This is a genomic window from Streptococcus gwangjuense, from assembly GCF_003627155.1.
GTDB lineage: Bacteria > Bacillota > Bacilli > Lactobacillales > Streptococcaceae > Streptococcus > Streptococcus gwangjuensis.
In genome coordinates, this window is sequence record NZ_CP032621.1 from 1,274,948 (window position 1) to 1,294,749 (window position 19,802).

Below are 19,802 nucleotides of genomic sequence, written 5' to 3' on the forward strand. Positions count from 1 at the left end.
TAAAATCTTACTCTTCATTGTACCATAATTTAAGAAGAAATTTTGGAAAAGAAGGGAGCTTTTCCCATTTTACAGGAAAATACGATTTTATTTATCCATCCCTACATTATATGATATAATAAATGTAAAAGTTCGATGACTCAGTCTTTTTCCAATATGACTCATTTAAAGGAGCCTTCCCTATGGACAAACCAGATATAGCAACCCTCATTGATTCTCACTTCGAAGAAATGACAGACCTAGAGCAAGAAATCGCTCGCTATTTTTTGCAAGCTGAAACCATTGCAGATGATTTATCTTCTCAGCAGGTCACTCAAAAATTACATATCTCTCAAGCTGCTCTGACCCGCTTTTCTAAAAAATGTGGTTTTACGGGCTATCGAGAATTTATTTTCCAATACCTGCACCAAGCAAAGAAACAGGGCACTCATTCTCACAAACATAGTCCTTTAACCAACCGAGTTCTTAGAAGCTATAGTAATATGCGGGAACAAACACAGGACTTGATTGACGAAGAACAACTGGAACGAATCGCCCAGTTAATCGAAGATGCTGATCGTGTCTACTTCTTCGGAACAGGAAGTTCTGGCCTTGTCGCTCGTGAAATGAAATTACGCTTTATGCGTCTAGGTGTGGTCTGCGAGGCCTTGACTGACCAAGATGGTTTTGCTTGGACAACCAGTATTATGGATGAGAATTGTCTCGTACTGGGTTTCTCACTTTCAGGCTCAACTCCTTCTATTTTGGACAGTTTATTAGACGCAAAAGAGATGGGGGCAAAGACTGTACTCTTTACAAGTGTTCCCAATAAAGATAGCCAGACCTATACAGAGACTGTTCTTGTAGCCACACACAGTCAGTCATCCTACATCCAACGAATATCCGCTCAACTTCCTATGCTCTTCTTTATCGATTTGATTTATGCCTACTTTTTGGAAATCAATCGTGAAAGCAAGGAGAAAATTTTTAACAGCTATTGGGAAAATAAAAAACTCAATGGCTATCGTAGACAAAAACGTGTAAGAAAATCCTAGTTTGGTTTAACCAAACTAGGATTTTTATTCATCACCAAACATACCTCTTCAAGATTATGAATTAGTCATATCTTGACTTAGTCTTGAATAATTTCATGTAATCACTTTTTGAAGGGAGTAAATAAGCAAGTCTGACGGTATCTTCAACAATTGCATATAATACGATGTAATCCTTACTCAAGGTCAATCCTCGCGTTTGGTAGCGAGGATCTAATTTCTTACCAAATTTTTCATCGGCATCAAATCCAGCTTGGGGGAAAATTTCTAGCCGATTAATATCTTTTCTAATACTCGCCACTTTTCGTCTCGCAGCCTCTACAGAACCGATTTCCTCTGCTATATACTGATATATTTTATCCAGACTATCAATCACTCTAGGAGAATACAAAATCCTATATTTTTTATAATTCATAGCGTGTCACAACATCCTCATCTGTCAAGTAATTTCCAGCCTCAATCTTGGCATAACTTTCTTGAACTTCTGCTTGTAATTGCCTAAACAAATACTCCTTCTCTAATTCCTCTTCATTAAGTAAATCTACTTCATTTGTTACGGCAACATTCTTTAAAAATAATCTGAGTGCCGATGAAAGAGAGAGATTTTGTTCTTTTAACACTTCCATGGCATCATTTACCAATTCTCTATTAGCTTGGAAAGTCACAATTTTACTTGAATTCGCTATAGCCATTTTATATAACTCCTTTATATATTTTATTTATTATCTCACAATTATAAAGAAAGTCAAGGGAACTTGATTAGAAAATCCTAGTTTGGTTGAACCAAACTAGGATTGTTTTGTTTTAAAGTGATAATAAGCACCAAGCATCCCTGCTGTATTTTGGTGATGGGCAAATTCTAATCGTGTTTTTTCAGCTAGGCTTGGTACCAAGGCATCTTTCAAGGCTGTACGGATCTTGGGTTTGAGGATAGCCTCTTGCCCCATAATACCCCCACCGAGAATGACCACTTCTGGATTGGCCACATAGCAAATATTTGCCAGACCTTTTCCTAGATAGTCTACCATACGGTCAATACCAGCCATGCAGATTTTGTTTCCTTCGGTAGCTTCCTTAAAGATGCGTCGGCCATTCCACTGGTCAACTTCTTCTCCATGTGCTTCAGCTACATATTTTACTAAAGCTGTGGTAGAAGCGAGATCCTGAAAAGCTCCATCCTGCATATGCATATAACCGACTTCACAGGCTGAATTGCTAAAACCATGGAAGACTTTCCCATCCATAATCAAGCAACCACCGATACCGGTTCCAATGGTCAAGCAAAGTGTCACACTCGCTCCCTTGCCTGAACCAGATACTGCCTCAGCAAGACCTGCACAGTTGACATCATTTTCAATCTCACAAGGAATAGTAAAGCTAGTCTCGATTTCCTTTTTGAACTGCGTTCCTGCGTAGTTAGGGATTTGAGGTCCAGCATAGAAAATCTCACCCTTGTCAGGATCCACCATTCCTGCAGAAGAAATGGCAACACCTGCTACTGGGTCTTTTTCTAAATAGCTGGCTACGATATCTTTGGTCTTTTGTAAGATATGAGGTCCACCCTTATGCGCCTCTGTTGGCATTTCATGCGATTCAACAAGTTGGCCTTCTTGGTCGATCAAACCATATTTGATGTTGGTTCCACCGATATCAATTGCAACGTAGTGTGTCATAAATACCTCCTTATGGATTAGAGGAAGCGCTCCTTGGTTTCACGAATCAAGGCTGCAGCTGCTTCTACAACTGGACGATCTTCTTCAGTCACTGGTGTCAATGGTGAACGAACAGAACCAATATTCAAACCTTCATTGATTTTCAAGACTTCTTTAATAACACCATACATATTTCCATGTGCTGCAGTCAATTTACCAATGATAGCGTTGATAGCATACTGCAATTCACGCGCTGTTTCTAAATCTTTATCCGCAATCAATTGGTTGAGTTTCAAGAAGAGTTCTGGCATCGCACCATAAGTACCACCGATACCAGCTTTAGCACCCATGAGGCGACCACCTAGAAACTGTTCATCTGGACCGTTAAAGACGATATGGTCTTCCCCACCAAGACTCACAAAGGTTTGGATATCTTGAACTGGCATAGAAGAGTTCTTAACACCGATAACACGAGGATTTTTCAACATTTCAGTATAAAGGCTTGGAGTCAAAGCAACCCCTGCCAATTGAGGAATGTTATAAATCACGTAATCTGTATTTGGAGCTGCAGAACTGATATCGTTCCAGTATTTAGCAACCGAGTATTCTGGCAAGCGGAAGTAAATCGGCGGAATAGTCGCAATGGCATCTACACCCAAGCTTTCTGCGTGGCGAGCAAGTTCCATACTGTCTTTGGTATTGTTGCAAGCAACGTGAGCAATGATGGTCAGTTTACCTTTGGCAACTGCCATGACTTCTTCCAAAATTAACTTGCGGTCTTCAACACTTTGGTAGATACATTCACCAGACGAACCATTGACATAAAGACCTTGAACTCCCTTATCAATGAAGTATTGAACCAAGGCACGCGTACGCTCTGAACTCACTTCTCCTCGATCATCATAACATGCGTAAAAGGCTGGAATGACACCTTCGTATTTTTTTAAATCTGACATAGATTTTCTCCTAAATTTTCTTTTTTTCTGCTAAGAGCAGATTTTATTCTTTACGTGTTTAGTATACACCTTGTGAAAAACGCTTTCAATATCTTGTGTACACTTAGATTTTAGTTTCGATATGAATTTTGAAATATTTATGGCTTGAAAGTAGTTTCAGAAACAAACCATCCTATTGGTATTTTGCGAAAATTTTCTCCATCAATCCAGTCTGGATAAAGACCAAGAGCCCAAACCCAAAAAGCAGGAAGGCTGAGCCACCTAAAAGTAAACTGAAGGCGGACAGATAAAGAACCATCACAATGAGAAAGAGAATAGCTAACATGAGGAAGAACCAAGGAAAGTTAAAACTTGCCAAGATAAGTCCTTTTTGCAGCACTTCTTTCCAAGTCAAATCATAGCGTGCAGCGATTGGATAGCTAGCCAACATCACGATAGTGAGGAAGATCAGAATTCCTAGACAGATAGCTTTTACCATTTGGAAAGGCATAGCTGTCTGACCCCAGAAGAGATAGAGATCTAGAAGGCTTAATGAGACAATGCCCAACTCAAGCAGACCTAACTGAAGACCTAGTTTCAGATTTTGCTTGAAAACTCTTAGATATATTTTAAAGACAGGTACACGTCTACTCTTCTTAATCTCAAACATAGTCTCGTAGAGGCTAATTTTAGCTACTCCAATCGTCACGATGGGCAAACAAGTGATGACAAAAATAAGATTGGCTGTCACGATATCCAAGACCTTCTCACTAAAACGCATGAGAAAGTTATCTGTATCAAATGCTGCCTTGATAAGGCTTACTCCTTTTTGTGCCATATTTGCTCCTCCTGATTTTTTAATCAATTAAAATTTTAAAGAGATATTTGCGAACCTTCTCTTCCATACCTGCATAGCCATTCGGCTGGTGCGGTTCTCCTGGGAAGAAAATCGCAAAATTGTGATAACCCAACAAGAGTGAGTAGTGTTCATGACAATGAACAAAGCCAATGTCACTCGCTTCGTCGAATGCTACTGCCTCGTCTTTGATACGTGAACCGTAACTCGAATATTCATGTCCTTCTACCAGCAAATGCAAATCTGCATAGTTATGATGATGCTCAAATTGATCATTTTCAGCTCGATTGAGGACATTTTCCTGAACAACTAGAAAGACTTTATCTCCGTCAATCTCATACTTTCCTAATTCGAACGAATCTTTACGATGTTGGTAGAGATAGTCGATAGCCTTATCTAAATTAGAATGAATTCCTTTGTAAAAAGTGATGTTTTTCAAATCGTCAAAAATCATACTGTTCCTTCGTTTCTGATAGTTAACTAAAATCATTCTTAAGTTTATAAGTGTCTAACAAAATCTTTATGGTAGACAAATACCCAACATTTTGTAGACACTTATAACTCTGTATTTCCATAGCACGTCAAGACCACTTCCGAAATCTTGATATACTAGATTACTTTTCTTATCCTTTAACAGCTCCCATAGTAATACCCTGAGTGAAGGATTTTTGGAATACAAGGAAGACTGTTACGATTGGAACTGCTGCAAGAGCGGCACCCGCCATGATCAAACCATAGTTAGTTGCCATTTCAGCCTGCATGGTCGCAACCCCAAGTGAGATAGTCAAGTTTTGACGTGAAGTCAACATAACCAACTGCATGAAGTAGTCATTCCAAGTATTGATGAAGGTAAAGATTGCAAGGGCTGCAAATCCTGGTTTCACAATTGGAAAGGCTACACTCCAGAAAGTACGAATCTCACCACAACCGTCGATTTTAGCTGATTCAAGCAACTCTGTTGGGATGTTTTCACTGAATTGTTTCATGAGGAAGACCCCAAATGGCCATCCAATCAAAGGCAAGATAACTGCCCAAAGAGTGTCATGGATTCCCATGAAGTTGACGATACGTACCAATGGTACAAGGACAACTTGTTTTGGAAGCGCCATGGCAGCGATAAAGATGGCAAAGAGAATACGTTGACCATAGAAACGTTTTTTAGCCAATACATAACCTGCTAAAGAAGAGGTTGCACAGACTAAGAACATGGTTACCAATGAGATAAACACAGAGTTCCACATCCACTGCATAGCAGGGTTTTGCACCATGAGTTGTTGGAAATTTTCCATTGTTGGCATTTTAGGGAACCATTGTGGCGGAATCATAATGGTATCAGGTTGTGATTTGAAGGCACCTGTCAAAATCCAGTAGAATGGAAAGATGAACAGCACGGTCAACAAGAGCAAGATAATAGTTGAAATAACAGTGAAGGCTGTTAAAGGTTTCTTTTGTGTAGATTGCATAGCTGTCTCCTTTCTTTAGTATTCTACGTCGTTTCCAAGTACTTTAAATTGAACAAAACTTACGATAGCGATCATAACTGCCAAGAAGACACCGATAGTGTTGGCATAGCCGTATTCTGTCAATTGGAAGGCCTTTTCGTAAAGGTAGTACATAAGTGTACTTGTTGAATAGTTTGGACCACCTGAAGTCAAAAGCTGAATCAAGGCAAAACACTGGAATGAGTTGATTGTTGTAATGATTGCAATGTAAAGAGTTGTTGGAAGAAGGCTAGGCCATTTAATCTTCCAGAAAACTTGTAATTCAGTCGCACCATCAACCCTAGCTGCTTCTACCAATGAATTGTCAATATTCCCCATAGCAGCGATATAAAGGATAATCGGCTGACCAACAGATGTAGTCAAAAGGATAATCATAATCGCCATCAAAGCCCAGTTTTTATCTCCCAACCAAGAAATGTTCTGGCTGATGATGTGGCTTGACTTAAGGACAAAGTTTAAAATCCCTGACAGTGGGTCATAAATCCATTTCCAAACAACTGTTACGGCAACACTACCTGTTACAACAGGAAGGAAGAAGACGAAACGGTAGAAGGATCTGGCAATGGCATTTTGATGATAGGTCTGAGATGCTACAAAGAGTGAGAATAGAACAACAACTGGTACAGATCCAATAACCAAAATCACGGTATTGATCAAAGACTTCATAAAGACAGGGTCTTTAAACATGCGAACGTAGTTGTCCAAACCTACAAACTCAAATTTAGTCATTGAGTAGTTAAAGAAACTTGTAATGAATCCCATAATCATAGGAGCCAATACAAAGATGACAAAGAAGAATAATACTGGTGCTAGGAAAGCGTAGGAAATCACTGTTTCCCGCATACGAATTTTATTGACTTTCACAGTCGGCACCTCTCTTTCACAAATAAAATATTTTGGATTTTCTTGAACTGTTTTAAAATCAAAATGAAATTTTTTAAGATTCGCTTATGTAAGAACTTCATTTTAATTTCGTGACAGTTCCTTACATTTCAAACAAAATCCTCCCTTTTCTTACATAGATTATGCACGGGGAAAAGGGAGGAATCAATCTGATTTATACTCTTCGAAAATCGAATTCAAACCACGTCAGCGTTGCCTTGCCGTACTTAAGTACAGCCTGCGGCTTGCTTCCTAGTTTGCTCTTTGATTTTCATTGAGTATTAGTGCTTATTGTTTTGTAGCTTTTTTAATTGTTTCGTTAGCTTTTTCAGTGAAGGCTTTCAAAGCATCCGCTGGTTTTTCGTCACCATTTGATACAGATTGCAACATTGGGAACCAAAGTGTTCTCATTTCAGCAAAACCATTGATAGTATTGTAGTATGGTGAGTAGTATTTAGTCCAACCACTGATTGTTTCCATACGTTTGTCTTCATAAAGTTTGCCAAATGAAGTACGAACTGGGAAGGCACCTGTACGAACAACGTCTTTTGGACCCCATTCTTTGTCATCCGCGATAAATTGAACGAATTTCTTAGATGCTGCAACTTTCTTGTCGTCTTTGTTGTTGAATACTGCAAATCCATTTACAAGGTATTCAAGAGCTGGTTTACCTGAATCTGATGGGAATGGTACTTCTACCACTTCTACTTTACTTGCTTCCAAGAGTTTAGCTTGGATACCGTTTTGAGCTGGTGCCCAAAGGATTGTGTAAGATGTTTGACCGTTGGCAAAGTTTTGGATATCTGCTCCACCGTCAAATTGTGAACCATTGTTCAACAAACCGTCTTTAATCCAGCTAGCTGCTTTTTCAAGACCTTTGACGAATTTAGGATCATCAGTTGTATATTTTGTTACATCTTTATCTGTTACAGAAGCTCCATAAAGGTTTGAGATGAAGGCACGTGTTCCTTGGTCTCCCCCTTGACCAGAACTGAACAATGAACCTGGTGTGTAGCCTTTATCTTTAAGTGCTTTCAAAACTTTTTCAAAATCATCAGTAGTCCAACCTTCTTTTACAAGGTTTGCAACTCCAGCATCTTCCAACATTTTCTTGTTCATAGCCATGTAGAATGGTGCTGAACTGATTGGATACATGTAAGCTTTGTCTCCAGCTTTACTTGCTTGTACAATGTTTTCGTTGTTAACATCTTTGACGAATTCGTCTGTGAAGAGGTCGTTCAACTCAGCCAATTTACCGTTTTTACCGTATTGGATGATACGTCCTGGTGCATCAAAGAGTACGTCTGGAGCTGTTCCTGCTTCGATAGCTGTTGTAATTTTTTCAGGTCCTGACTTGAAGTCGATGGTTTCTAATTTCACTTTTACATCTGGATTTGCTTTTTCAAAAGCTTCGATGATTGATTTTTCATATGTTCCAACACCGTCACCAGTTTTTTCTTGAGTGAAGACTGGGAATGCCCACCAAGTAATTTCTGTTTTTCCGCTATCGCTACCAGATTTTGCAGCATCTTTACTTCCGCCAGAATTTCCACAAGCAGCAAGGCCAAGAACCGCAGCACCCGCAAGTACTGTACAAGCTAGTTTTCTAAATTTCATTTGTATTCTCCTAATTGATAAGCGTATCCATATTGGATAATGAGTTCTTTGCATTTGTATACGTTTTCATTTTATCCGACGCATCCACCACTCTCCTCTGTTTTGAGATTGTGTTATTTGAGACCAGCAACAAAACGTTCTGTAATCTCTTTTGGTCTAGTAATAGCGCCACCAACAACAATGCCTCGCACTCCATATCCTAGGATTTGTTTGGCTTGTTCTGGTGTATGAATTTTTCCTTCTGCAATGACATCTACACCAGCATCACAGAGTTTTTTGATCAATTCAAAATCGGGACCATCCACCTTTGGACTGTAAGATGTGTATCCTGATAATGTTGTTCCGACAAAGTCAATTCCTGCTTCAACGGCTGCCAATCCTTCCTCGAAAGTACTTGTATCAGCCATCAAGAGCTGGTTAGGATATTTTTCCTTAACCTGACGAATGAAGTCTTGAATCTCCAAACCATCGTAACGTTCACGCTTGGTACAATCCAGAGCAATTACCTCGATGTCAAGCTCTGCCAATTCATCAACTTCTTTCATAGTAGCAGTGATGAAGGGTTCTTGCGGTGGATAATCTCGTTTAATGATCCCAATGATTGGAAGGTTTGTAACCTCCTTGATTTCCTTGATATCACGAACACTGTTTGCTCGGATACCGACTGCTCCACCTTGCTCAGCTGCTTTGACCAGCAAGGGAATGACTCCTCCCGCTTCTGTATAGAGCGGTTCGTGAGGAAGGGCCTGACAAGAAACGATGATTCCATCTTTGATTTGTGCAATCAAGGCTTCTTTAGTAATCTGTGGCATCCTCTTTCCTCCTTTTCTTTGTTCTTATGGGTTCATTATATATTATTTTTAAAGCGCTTTCAATGGTTTGTGGTAGAATAGATTTCAGTTTCAAAAGTATTTTATAGAACAGCCGTTTCTGAAAGTAGTTTCAGCTTTGTCTTATTCTCAATTCGCTTAGCATCTAAAATGATAAAAAGAGATAGCCAACTTTAAAATGGGCTATCTCTTTTATCATTAACGATGAGCTAAATTCATTTTATTCAAGACCTAGTCTAGTCTTCTTTTCGTTTCTTTCCTAATGTCAAGACAGATAAGAAACTTGTCACTAATCCTAGAGAAATAAGGGTTGTATTTTCTTTACTTCCAGTATTTGGTAGCTCGTTTTGTTTAGCCGCTGGTGCTTGATAAGTAGCATCTTGTCCAAGAGATAACTTCTTAGCTGGATGTTCGTTTGCAGCTGCTAAGACTGGTTTGGTTTCTCCCTTGTACTCTGGCACTTCATGGACTGCTGCCTCAGAGCCATTAACGCCTCCTTTATACTCAGGAAGAGCATTTGAAGCTGCCAAGACAAAGTTAGCACCACCTCTATATTCCGGAACCTCATTTGAAGCTGCTAGAACTGAATTTACACCCCCTTTGAATTCCGGTTTTTCTACTGTTGGTGCTGGTTCTTCTCCTACTGTTGCTAAGGGACCAGTGTATTCAGGAATTTCTGTTACAAGAGCTTCTACTCCATTCACTCCACCTGTAAACTCCGGTTTTTCTACTGTTGGTGCTGGCTCTTCTCCTACTGTTGCCAATGGACCTGTATATTCAGGAGCTTCTTCAGTTACTGCAGCCTCAACGCCATTAACTCCACCTGTAAATTCTGGTTTTTCTACTGTTGGTGCTGGTTCTTCTCCTACTGTTGCCAATGGACCTGTATATTCAGGAGCTTCTTCAGTTACTGCAGCCTCAACGCCATTAACTCCACCTGTAAATTCTGGAACTTCATTTATCGCAGCTTCACTTCCATTTATGCCATCGCTTAATTTAGATCCAGCTAAAGAAACTGGTAAATTGTGCATGCTTTCAATTGCACCCTCAGCTAGACCTGTAATCCTTTGACCCATATCCTCTGGATCTATTGTGAATAGGAGAGTTTTTGTATCATACTGGGTCATAAAGGTTGCTGTCTTGCCATTTGCCAACTGAAGGGTCGGAGCCTTATTTACCAATACTTCCGAATCAAACTCCATCGCAATAATACCTGGCCATTTTTGAATAGCATATTTTACTTTTGCTTCTTTAGGAGAAATTCTTTCCTTGGTCAAGAAATCCCAGTTGAATTTCTTGAAGGAAAGTGTATATGGAACCCCCCCTGGAGCATGGTGCTCATATAAAAGTCCAAATTCATCCGGTCCAATTTGTTGAAGAGAGTTATAAGCATATTCACCTTCCTGAATCAAATGATGATGCAACCAAGTTAACTGGCCATCTTCTTCAACACGAGCCACTCGAATATAACCATTTTTACGACCTGGACCGTTCGCATTCGCCAAGAGAATATACTCTTTACCATTTTGAACCGTATGAGTCGCGGCCATTTGAACATAAACATCTGGCACATCATAGCGATCAACGTTATTGTCCCAAGTTAGACCACCATCATGACTTGTCGCAACCTGTAGATCACCTGTCAAACCACGCATAAATAGTTTGAGATCACCATTATTTAACTGAACAACAGAAGCCTCTGTATTTTGAGCATAATAATTGTTCATGGTGCTTGAATCAACAACTGTACCATCATAAAGCGTACGATTGTCGTTGACACCTCCCCCCATATGCCAAGTCTTACCATGGTCATCTGAGTAGATGATTCGAGATGATTGAGAACCATTGAGGTGGTTGGTACGGTTAGTCGTATAGACAGGAACGACGATTCGACCTTTATTTGGACCGGTACGAAGGGTTATCCCCACTCCAGGACCCACACCCAAGAATTTCATCCAATCAGCTTTGACCATTGGAGTAATATCTTGAGGTGCTGACCAAGTCTTACCATCATCATCACTGTAAGACATCCATAGATAAGAATCTTTAGCGACTCTAAATGGAGACGTTTTATTGCTTGTGAAATAAATATTTCCTAATAGTTGATCCCCTTGATATAAATCACCCTTATCACTATAAGATGGTTTCACCGGATCTACTACAACACGATAATCTGTTGGTTTCCCATCCGGGGTATAAACTGTGCCATTTTCACGTATTGTATAGGAGCCGTCTTCACCTTCTTTATAGAGAATTTGGTAGGTTTTACCATCGATTTGTTTATAGGCTTCTTCTCTTTGATCAGCCATTCCAAAGATTCCTTTCCCTTCTGGGAACATATCATAGATAGAAAAAATTCGTTTTGTTTCAGGATCTTGAACTAAAACCATATCGATATTCACTGGTGAACCGATTGATGGATCAGAAGCTTTTGGATTGGCTCGTAAATTTGTAATCGTTACTCGGTCGCTCCATGTCTTCCCCTTATCCTCACTTCGTCTAACGACCATGCCGATATCACCCCAGTCACTTGAATGAAGACGACGTTCATCTGCACCAGCAATCAGAGTGCCTTTATCTGTCTTAAGAAGAGCAGGAATACGATAACTCTTGATCCCATCTTTATTTGGTTGGTTATGCATTCCGCCTTCAAAAACATCTTCTTTCTCTGAGATTTTCGCACCTTCTGGAAGTTTCTTTTCCAAATCACCTCTTTCAAATAGTTGACTCCGTGTTTGAACTTCATCTGGTGTTAAAGCACGATCATAGACAGTTAGGTTCCGAACTTGTAGATTGGATCCCCAAACAGTATTACTAGCACGCTTGGTTGCTCCGATTTGAGCATGCGTTACATCTGGCATATCTTTGATGAAATGACCAGATTTCAGACTTGTTCGAGATAATACCCCGTTCACGTAGAGGCGCACTCGACCATGAGGTAATTCTTCTGTCGGTTTTTCAACTGTGAACGTTACTGAATTCCACTGGCCAGGACGTACTTGTAATGGAGCATCCGTATATTTATCATAAAATTGTGCTCCATTTGCATCACGCCCCTCAATTAAGGCTGTATTATTGAGAACAGCCATTGTGAAGTACTCATCTTTTTTCTTATCACTAGACACTGAGAATAGATTATAAAATGCTGGAGCTTTGGCATCTGGCTTGAATTCCACATGAATGGTCGCATTTTGAAGTTTCTTCAATGTATCTAATTCACTGGCTAGGTCTACACGCTGACCATTTTCCGAATTTGTTTCAACATCTTCTTTTTCTACTACTGGAGTTGCGTTTGCGATGTCTCTAGCATAATAATCTCGAGGAAGTACTCCCTCTTCTTCTTTATTTTGCTCCTTGTTACTTGCTTCTGTAGTTGCAGAATCTGTTTCTGGTTTATCAGCAGGAGCTGGTGTATTGTCAGCTGCAGGTGTATTTGTTGGAGTGGTTGTCTCTGCTTCAGCAGTCTCATTTTTCTTCAACTTATCCTGGTCAACTTCCACACCATTATCTTTTGCTGTTGCCAATTTTCCAGCTAATTCACTATCTAAATGAGCAAGACTTCCTGAAGAAACTTCTTTTGGTAATTCTGATAAACCTTGATTGTTATTTTCAGCTGCAGTTACAGTTGAGTTTCCTTGTTCATTTGCCAATACAGGGTTTACTCCAAACACCACAGCACCAATGGTTACAGAGGCTACACCCACTGCAAATTTACGAATACCATATCTTTGTTTTCTGTCATAATTCTTCTGATTCATCTTTCTACCTTTCAATATCACCAAAAAATAAAGCGCTTTCTTTTTGTTTTAAAATTTTTACTCCCGACCATAGGAAAACACAAGAAAGTAATTAATAAACGAGAGTTCCTCTCCTTCTCTCTTTCAAAATTTAGCTAGCTGTAATCCAAACAGTAGCTCTTTCACTCCTTTCCTAGAGACTTTTTCTTTATTATACAATAAAGTCATAGGTTTATCTCAAGCTTGTCATAGAATAGATTTTACTTTCAGAAATATTTTAATATTTTAATATTCTTAAAAGTACTTTCAACATTTATAACAAAAAAGAGAGCTACTGGCTCTCTCATTCATCACTTTATATACTTAAAAGAAATCTCACTACCACAGAGCCAGTTGTAAACTTGATCATTGACAAATACATTCATGGCTTCGTGAGCATACTCTGGCATGATACGATAGGACTTGTCACAGGTCAGACGGTTGTAAATCGCAAACTGGGTAATAGGATAGCAAACATCATCGTCCAAGCCACGCCCCATATAACCATGGAAATGGAAGATTATCGGAACCTTCTCATCACTCTTTGGAAGAACGACGCGTGCATAGACCTTGCCTTCCTTGCTTCCTTCAAAAGTGAGCTCATAGCACTTGACTTGAGAAATATGGAAATCTCTTTCCTCCAACTGGTAGGCTGGAAGAGTGGAAACTTTTTTCACTTCCTCATCCCAGAAAGCATCAAAGTCTTCTGGAACCTCATCCCGTCCTTTATAAGTCTTGATGTCTTCTAACAAAGCTGGATTTTTCATAGCATGCTCCTTCATTTTTTGTAATCGCTACCACAACTGTAGCATATCTAGAAAAGCATTGCAAGAAAGAAGAGTAAATAGAAAGAGATTTTAGATTTTCTCCCTCAAACCTATCGACTGAAAGTAGTTTTAGAAATGAAAAAAGAGCATTTTCGCTCTTTCTTCTTCTGCTCAATCTTAATTTTTTGCTTCTTTCTTTTGGAAAGTGGTTTTGTAATTTACTTTAATCGTTACGGTCATGTGAGAGTCCTCGTTTCTTTTTGATGACTCTAGTATAAAGGTTAAATCTAAAAGCTAGCTTAAGTTTTCCTTAGAGAAAGCTTAATCTAGATACTCTTTCTTTTCCAAATGAAGGGCAATCATACGCCATTCTGGATCCTCTTGCCACCCATCAATAGAACTGATATAGCTAGCCACCTTTCTAGCTTCTTCTAAAATCGGAAAATCTTCAATGATATCAGCCACTTGGAACTCTGGGAGTCCTGACTGTCTGGTTCCAAAAATCTCACCTGAACCACGCATTTTCAAATCTTCCTCCGCAAGGACAAATCCATTAGTAGTTTCTGTCATAATGCGCATGCGATCTTTCCCTGAATCAGTTTTGGGATTGGCAACAAGAACAGCATAGGACTGCTTGTCCCCCCGTCCAACACGACCTCTGAGCTGGTGAAGCTGGCTGAGCCCAAAGCGATCCGCATCCATGATAATCATGACCGTCGCATTGGGAACATTGACCCCAACCTCGATAACCGTCGTCGAAACCAGAATATCCGTTTTTTTCTCCTTGAAATCCTGCATGATTTGATCTTTTTCATCACTCTTCATCTTACCATGTAGAAGAGCCACCTCTGCCTTACCTGCAAAATGAGCTGTCAATTCCTCTGATAAGGCAATGGCATTTTTCAAATCCAGAGCTTCTGATTCTTCAATCAAGGGAGAGATGACGTAGGCTTGAGAACCTTTTTGGATTTCCCCCTCTAACCAAGTCAAGACCTGAGGTAGTTGCTCATGCTTGATCCAGCGTGTCACAATGGGTTTCCGACCTGCTGGCATCTGGTCGATAATGGAAACATCCATATCGCCAAATGCTGTGATAGCCAGCGTCCGTGGAATCGGAGTCGCTGTCATCATGAGGACATCTGGGTTGGCGCCTTTTTCCCGTAATATGCGCCTTTGCCCTACACCAAAACGGTGCTGCTCATCGATGATAATCAAGCCAAGACGAGCATAATCCACCCCATCCTGAATCAGAGCGTGTGTTCCGATAATCAAATCAGCCTCACCCTTGGCAATGGTCTCCAAGACTTCTCTCTTTTCTGCAGCTTTCAAGGAACCTGTCAAGAGAGCCAATTTCAAGTCTGGAAAGAGATTCTGTAGACTTTCAAAGTGTTGCTCCGCTAAAATTTCTGTCGGTACCATGAGGGCTGCTTGGTATCCAGCCGTCACTGCCGCAAACATGGCCAAACCAGCAACTACTGTTTTTCCGCTACCCACATCTCCTTGCAGGAGACGATTCATATGATGGTCGAACTTCATGTCGGTCAAAATTTCCTGCAAACTCTTTTCTTGAGCTGGAGTCAGGGCAAAAGGCAGGTTTTCTTTGACAGCTGTCACCTTTTCCTGAGACCAATTCAGGACCAGACCACTTCCCTGAACCCTATTTTCAGACTTGAGCGTCTGCAATTGCATTTGGAAATAAAAGAGTTCCTCAAACTTGATACGGCGAAGGGCCTGCTTGTATTCTGCCAAATCCTTAGGAAAATGCATAGCACGAACCGCCTGACAACGAGACATGAGTTTGTATTTGTCCAGCAAAGACTGGGGAAGATTTTCCTCAATCAAGAGGTCCAGCCCCTGATCAAAGGCTGTCTTGATGACCTTGACCAGACCGGCCTGACTAATTCCCTGAGCCAGTCGATAGACAGGTTGGAGGTCATCTTCCACCTGAGCCAGGACCTTCATCCCTGTCAAACTAGCCTTGGCACGATCCCATTTTCCAAAGACAGCAAGAGTTGCTCCCAACTCTATCTTATCAGCTAGATAAGGCTGGTTAAAGAAATTCACCGCAAAAACGACTTCTCCCTGCTTGAGGCTAAAGCGCAGACGATTGCGCTTGAAACCATAATACTGGACACTGGCAGGAGTCACAACTTGACCAGAAAGAACCGCCTTCTCACCGTCTTCTAGTTCCATCACCTGCTTGGTCTTGAAATCTTCATAACGGAAAGGAAAGTAGAGCAAGAGGTCTTGCAAGTTTTCAATTCCTAGTTTAGCGTATTTTTCTGCTGACTTTGGTCCCACACCAGGTAAGACATGCAAGGGTTGATGTAAATTCATGCTCCACTCCTTTCTTTTTTAATAATATTCTCTCGGAATGCGGTCGCTGAGGAGACAAACCACCTCATAGTTAATGGTTCCACGGTAGGTCGCTACCTGAGTAGCTGTGATTTCCTTGCCCCCGTTAGAACCAATCAAGGTTACCTTGGTTCCTAAGGGATAAAGCTTAGGTAAACGAATGGTGATTTGGTCCATCGAAACCCTGCCGACGATTGGACAAGCTTGGCCATCTACCAAGACAAAGAAATTCTGCATGTCACGTGTCCAACCATCCGCATAGCCGATTGGTATCGTCGCAATGACTTGCTCGCTATCTGCCTGATAGGTTGCTCCGTAGCCCATGCAAGCCCCAGCCGGAACTGTCTTGACATGAACCAGAGCAGATTCCAAGGTCAAGGCTGGGGTCAGGTCATAAGGTAAGTCCAAGACCTCTCCGCTGGGATTCAGGCCATACATAGCGTCTCCCATACGAACGGCATTAAAAATAGTCTCTGCATGCCAAAGAGTCGTTGCCGAGTTGCTAGCATGTACCAGCTCTGGAACTTCCTTCATACTAGCCAAAATAGTTTTAAACCGTTCTAACTGCTTATTAAAGTAGGCATCTGATGCTTCATCTGCAGTCGCAAAATGGGTAAAAATCCCTTCAACACAAGCACCATGTTGTTGGAGCAAGTCTTGAGCCTGCTCAGCCTCACAAGCCTCTCGAAAACCAATTCGTCCCATTCCTGAATCAATCTTGAGGTGAACTGTCAATCCAGTTAGGTCTGATTCCTTATCTAACAATACTTGAATCCACTCCGGTCCAGCCACTGTCAAGGTGATGTCGTATTCTTTAGCTAGAGCAACAGCTTCGATTTCAGAAACTCCTAAAATGAGGATTCGCTTGCTGAGTCCAGCCTGTCTGAGTTCAATAGCCTCATCAATATTGGAAACGCAAAAACCATCAACATCATCTTGAATATCCGTCGCAACAGCTACAGCACCATGTCCATAGGCATTGGCCTTAACCACTGCCCACTTGAGCGTTCCTTCAGGGATATGAGCCCCCATCTGCTGGATATTTTGTCGAATAGCTCCCAGATGAATCAGAGCCTTGGTCGGTCTATGTGGACTAGCTTTCATGATTTTCCTCCAAAATGACACTGGCTGTCACAAACTGATCTGTATGGCTGATCGATAGCCAAATTTTTCCTGAAAATGGCGCCTGACTAAAATAGGGAGCCCCTTTTTCGTTGTTCAAGACTTCCAAATCCTGAAAGGTCAGTTTTCCAATACCAGTTCCCATAGCCTTGGAAAAGGCCTCCTTAGCCGACCAGCGACCAGCTAAATATTCGATTTGTCTGCGCCCTTTAAGGCTGTTAAACCGTTCCATTTCCTTAGCGGTCAGCACGCGCTTAGCAAAGCCCTCATGTCGTGTAACTGCGCTTTCTATCGAAGCCAATTCTTCGATGTCAATTCCGTGTCCAACTATCATTCTCATCAAAAGGAGTTGAGATCCCCCAACTCCATCCTTTTCACTTATTTTGTTAAGGTAGCATAAATTTCTTCTACCAAAGCCTCTGTGTTTTCCCAACCTAGACAAGGATCGGTAATAGAGCAACCAAAGACCTCTGGTTGGTTTTGACGACCATCCGCTAGATAAGATTCAATCATAAAGCCTCGAACCGTCTTTTTAATCTTCTCATTCCAATCACGATTTTGCAAGGTCTGGCGAACAATTCGAATCTGCTCCATATATTGCTTGCCTGAGTTATCATGGTTGGTGTCAATGAGGATAAAGGGATTTTCAAGCCCCATAGTTTTATAACGCTCAATAGCATTTAGCAGAGTTTCATAGTAAAAGTTAGGCTCATTTTTTCCATATTCATTAACTGCACCACGAAGGATGACGTGGGCCAAGGGATTTCCTGAAGTCTCAACTTCTTGACCATGGAAGAGGAAGGTCTGTTTGTTCTGAGCGGCATAGATGCCATTAAACATAACACCAAGATTTCCAGAAGTTGGATTTTTCATCCCGACTGGTGCATCAATCCCTGAGGCCACAAAGCGGTGCTCTTGGTCTTCCACAGAACGAGCTCCCACAGCATGGTAGCTGACCAAATCATCTACCAAGACCAGATTTGACGGATAAAGCATCTCATCTGCCGTTGTCAAACCAGTCTCTGTAATCACACGGTAGTGCAACTGACGCACAGCCTGCAAACCGTTAATCAGACTTGGAGCCTTAGAAGTATCTGGCTGGTGAACTAAACCTTTATAGCCGTCTCCGTTGGTACGTGGTTTAGCTGTATAAACACGCATAACCATGAAAATCTTGTCCGCCACCTTCTTTTGCAAGGCGGACAAACGGCGGGCATATTCCAAGACAGCCTCTTCATTATCAGAAGAGCAAGGACCAATCACCAAAAGGATACGGTCATCTTCACCTGAAATAATGTCTGCCAATTCTCTATCACGACGCTCCTTTAGTCGCAAGGCTTCCGCAGACAATTGAGTTTCTGCCTTGATTGCTTCAATATCGATTTCTTGACCTTTTTCAATAAATGTCATCTTATTCTCCTAGCGTTTGGTAGATTTCTCTGACAAGGGCTTCCGTATTATCCCAGCCAAGACAAGGGTCTGTGATAGACTTGCCAAATACTTCCGGTTCGTTTTGACGGCCGTCTTCTAGATAAGACTCAATCATAAAGCCACGAACATACTGCTTGATCTTTTCATTCCAATCACGGTTAATCAAGGTCTGGCGGACAATTCGAATCTGATCCATGTATTGCTTACCAGAGTTGTCATGATTAGTATCGACGATGATAAAGGGATTTTCCAAGCCCATTTTTTCATACTGAGCAATGGTATCCATCAAATTATCATAGTAGTAGTTGGGAATATTCTTACCATACTCATTGATTGCTCCACGAAGAATGGCGTGCGATAGCGGGTTCCCAGTTGTTTCTACTTCTTTTCCAAGAAAAAGGAAACTTTGTTTGTTTTGTGCAGCATAAATCCCATTAAACATAACATTGAGATTTCCAGAGGTTGGATTTTTAAAGCCAGTCGCGAAATCTGCCCCACTTGCCACAAAGCGGTGTTGCTGGTCTTCAACTGAACGAGCACCAACCGCCATGTAAGAAATCAAATCATCCACAAGAGGAAGATTTTCAGGATAAAGCATTTCATCAGCTGTCGTCATACCTGTTTCCGTGATGACACGATAGTGAAGATGGCGCACGGCTTTAATTCCGTTGATGAGACTTGGCGCTTCCGTCGCATTAGGCTGGTGAATCAAGCCCTTATAGCCATCTCCGTTGGTACGAGGTTTGGCAGTGTAAACACGCATAACCATAAAGATACGGTCTGCAACTTCTTCTTGTAGAGCTGCCAAACGCTTAGCGTATTCAAGGACAGCTTCTTCATTGTCAGATGAGCATGGCCCGATTACCAAGAGAATCCGCTGGTCTTCTCCACGTATAATGGCTTCTAGCTCTTTATCGCGCTGTGATTTTCTCTCCAAAGCTTGGCCTTCTAATTTTGATAAGGCACGAACTTCTTCAATATTAATTTTAGGACTTTTTGCTGTAAATACCATAACTCATCTCCTTATAAAGCAAACGGATACCAAG

At 41.0% G+C, this 19,802-nt stretch carries 18 protein-coding genes; 1 reads left to right on the plus strand and 17 read right to left on the minus strand.

Annotated features, from left to right (window positions below; genetic code table 11):
* Positions 1 to 182: 182 nt before the first annotated feature.
* Positions 183 to 1,034, plus strand: coding sequence for a MurR/RpiR family transcriptional regulator (locus D7D53_RS06165; RefSeq protein ID WP_004261838.1), 852 nt, complete (start codon positions 183 to 185; stop codon positions 1,032 to 1,034).
* Between the two features lie 61 nt (positions 1,035 to 1,095).
* Here the strand turns inward: D7D53_RS06165 and D7D53_RS06170 are convergent, their stop codons facing one another.
* The 17 genes from D7D53_RS06170 to D7D53_RS06255 all read right to left on the minus strand — a co-directional run bounded on the left by D7D53_RS06170 (position 1,096) and on the right by D7D53_RS06255 (position 19,768).
* Positions 1,096 to 1,446 carry a type II toxin-antitoxin system RelE/ParE family toxin gene (locus D7D53_RS06170; protein WP_120770456.1) on the minus strand — a complete coding sequence of 117 codons (351 nt, stop codon included), beginning with the start codon at positions 1,444 to 1,446 and terminating at the stop codon, positions 1,096 to 1,098.
* Positions 1,436 to 1,723: a type II toxin-antitoxin system RelB/ParD family antitoxin gene (gene relB / locus D7D53_RS06175; RefSeq protein ID WP_004261834.1), complete on the minus strand. Its 288-nt coding sequence runs from the start codon at positions 1,721 to 1,723 to the stop codon at positions 1,436 to 1,438. The genes D7D53_RS06170 and relB overlap by 11 nt, the downstream gene beginning before the upstream one ends.
* Positions 1,724 to 1,819: 96 nt before the next feature.
* On the minus strand, positions 1,820 to 2,704 hold the full coding sequence (locus D7D53_RS06180; RefSeq protein ID WP_120770457.1) for an ROK family protein: 885 nt from the start codon (positions 2,702 to 2,704) through the stop codon (positions 1,820 to 1,822).
* A gap of 17 nt (positions 2,705 to 2,721) precedes the next feature.
* On the minus strand, positions 2,722 to 3,639 hold the full coding sequence (locus D7D53_RS06185) for a dihydrodipicolinate synthase family protein (protein ID WP_120770458.1): 918 nt from the start codon (positions 3,637 to 3,639) through the stop codon (positions 2,722 to 2,724).
* A gap of 172 nt (positions 3,640 to 3,811) precedes the next feature.
* On the minus strand, positions 3,812 to 4,456 hold the full coding sequence (locus D7D53_RS06190; protein WP_120770459.1) for a DUF624 domain-containing protein: 645 nt from the start codon (positions 4,454 to 4,456) through the stop codon (positions 3,812 to 3,814).
* Between the two features lie 19 nt (positions 4,457 to 4,475).
* Complete coding sequence (locus D7D53_RS06195) at positions 4,476 to 4,928, minus strand: NanQ anomerase/TabA/YiaL family protein (RefSeq protein WP_120770460.1); 453 nt, start codon at positions 4,926 to 4,928, stop codon at positions 4,476 to 4,478.
* A 169-nt stretch (positions 4,929 to 5,097) separates the two neighbouring features.
* Positions 5,098 to 5,937 (minus strand): carbohydrate ABC transporter permease, encoded by an 840-nt coding sequence (locus tag D7D53_RS06200; RefSeq protein WP_020901679.1) that lies wholly within the window; start codon positions 5,935 to 5,937, stop codon positions 5,098 to 5,100.
* A 15-nt stretch (positions 5,938 to 5,952) separates the two neighbouring features.
* Complete coding sequence (locus D7D53_RS06205; RefSeq protein WP_153198773.1) at positions 5,953 to 6,819, minus strand: carbohydrate ABC transporter permease; 867 nt, start codon at positions 6,817 to 6,819, stop codon at positions 5,953 to 5,955.
* A gap of 327 nt (positions 6,820 to 7,146) precedes the next feature.
* Positions 7,147 to 8,475, minus strand: a complete 1,329-nt coding sequence (locus D7D53_RS06210) for an ABC transporter substrate-binding protein (RefSeq protein WP_120770461.1) — start codon at positions 8,473 to 8,475, stop codon at positions 7,147 to 7,149.
* 113 nt (positions 8,476 to 8,588) lie between these two features.
* Positions 8,589 to 9,287, minus strand: a complete 699-nt coding sequence (locus tag D7D53_RS06215) for an N-acetylmannosamine-6-phosphate 2-epimerase (protein WP_004258578.1) — start codon at positions 9,285 to 9,287, stop codon at positions 8,589 to 8,591.
* A 254-nt stretch (positions 9,288 to 9,541) separates the two neighbouring features.
* Positions 9,542 to 13,063 carry an SIALI-17 repeat-containing surface protein gene (locus D7D53_RS06220; RefSeq protein WP_120770462.1) on the minus strand — a complete coding sequence of 1,174 codons (3,522 nt, stop codon included), beginning with the start codon at positions 13,061 to 13,063 and terminating at the stop codon, positions 9,542 to 9,544.
* Positions 13,064 to 13,392: 329 nt separating this feature from the next.
* On the minus strand, positions 13,393 to 13,848 hold the full coding sequence (locus D7D53_RS06225; RefSeq protein WP_120770463.1) for an acetylxylan esterase: 456 nt from the start codon (positions 13,846 to 13,848) through the stop codon (positions 13,393 to 13,395).
* Positions 13,849 to 14,169: 321 nt separating this feature from the next.
* Positions 14,170 to 16,185 carry an ATP-dependent DNA helicase RecG gene (recG, locus tag D7D53_RS06235; protein WP_120770464.1) on the minus strand — a complete coding sequence of 672 codons (2,016 nt, stop codon included), beginning with the start codon at positions 16,183 to 16,185 and terminating at the stop codon, positions 14,170 to 14,172.
* An 18-nt stretch (positions 16,186 to 16,203) separates the two neighbouring features.
* Positions 16,204 to 17,307, minus strand: a complete 1,104-nt coding sequence (gene alr / locus D7D53_RS06240) for an alanine racemase (RefSeq protein WP_120770465.1) — start codon at positions 17,305 to 17,307, stop codon at positions 16,204 to 16,206.
* The gene (gene acpS / locus D7D53_RS06245; protein WP_162927917.1) at positions 17,297 to 17,659 is read right to left on the minus strand and encodes a holo-ACP synthase; all 363 of its coding nucleotides are present in this window, start codon (positions 17,657 to 17,659) and stop codon (positions 17,297 to 17,299) included. The genes alr and acpS overlap by 11 nt, the downstream gene beginning before the upstream one ends.
* Before the next feature lie 44 nt (positions 17,660 to 17,703).
* The gene (locus tag D7D53_RS06250) at positions 17,704 to 18,735 is read right to left on the minus strand and encodes a 3-deoxy-7-phosphoheptulonate synthase (RefSeq protein ID WP_120770467.1); all 1,032 of its coding nucleotides are present in this window, start codon (positions 18,733 to 18,735) and stop codon (positions 17,704 to 17,706) included.
* A 1-nt stretch (position 18,736) separates the two neighbouring features.
* Positions 18,737 to 19,768 (minus strand): 3-deoxy-7-phosphoheptulonate synthase, encoded by a 1,032-nt coding sequence (locus D7D53_RS06255; RefSeq protein WP_033684855.1) that lies wholly within the window; start codon positions 19,766 to 19,768, stop codon positions 18,737 to 18,739.
* Between the last annotated feature and the right edge of the window lie 34 nt (positions 19,769 to 19,802).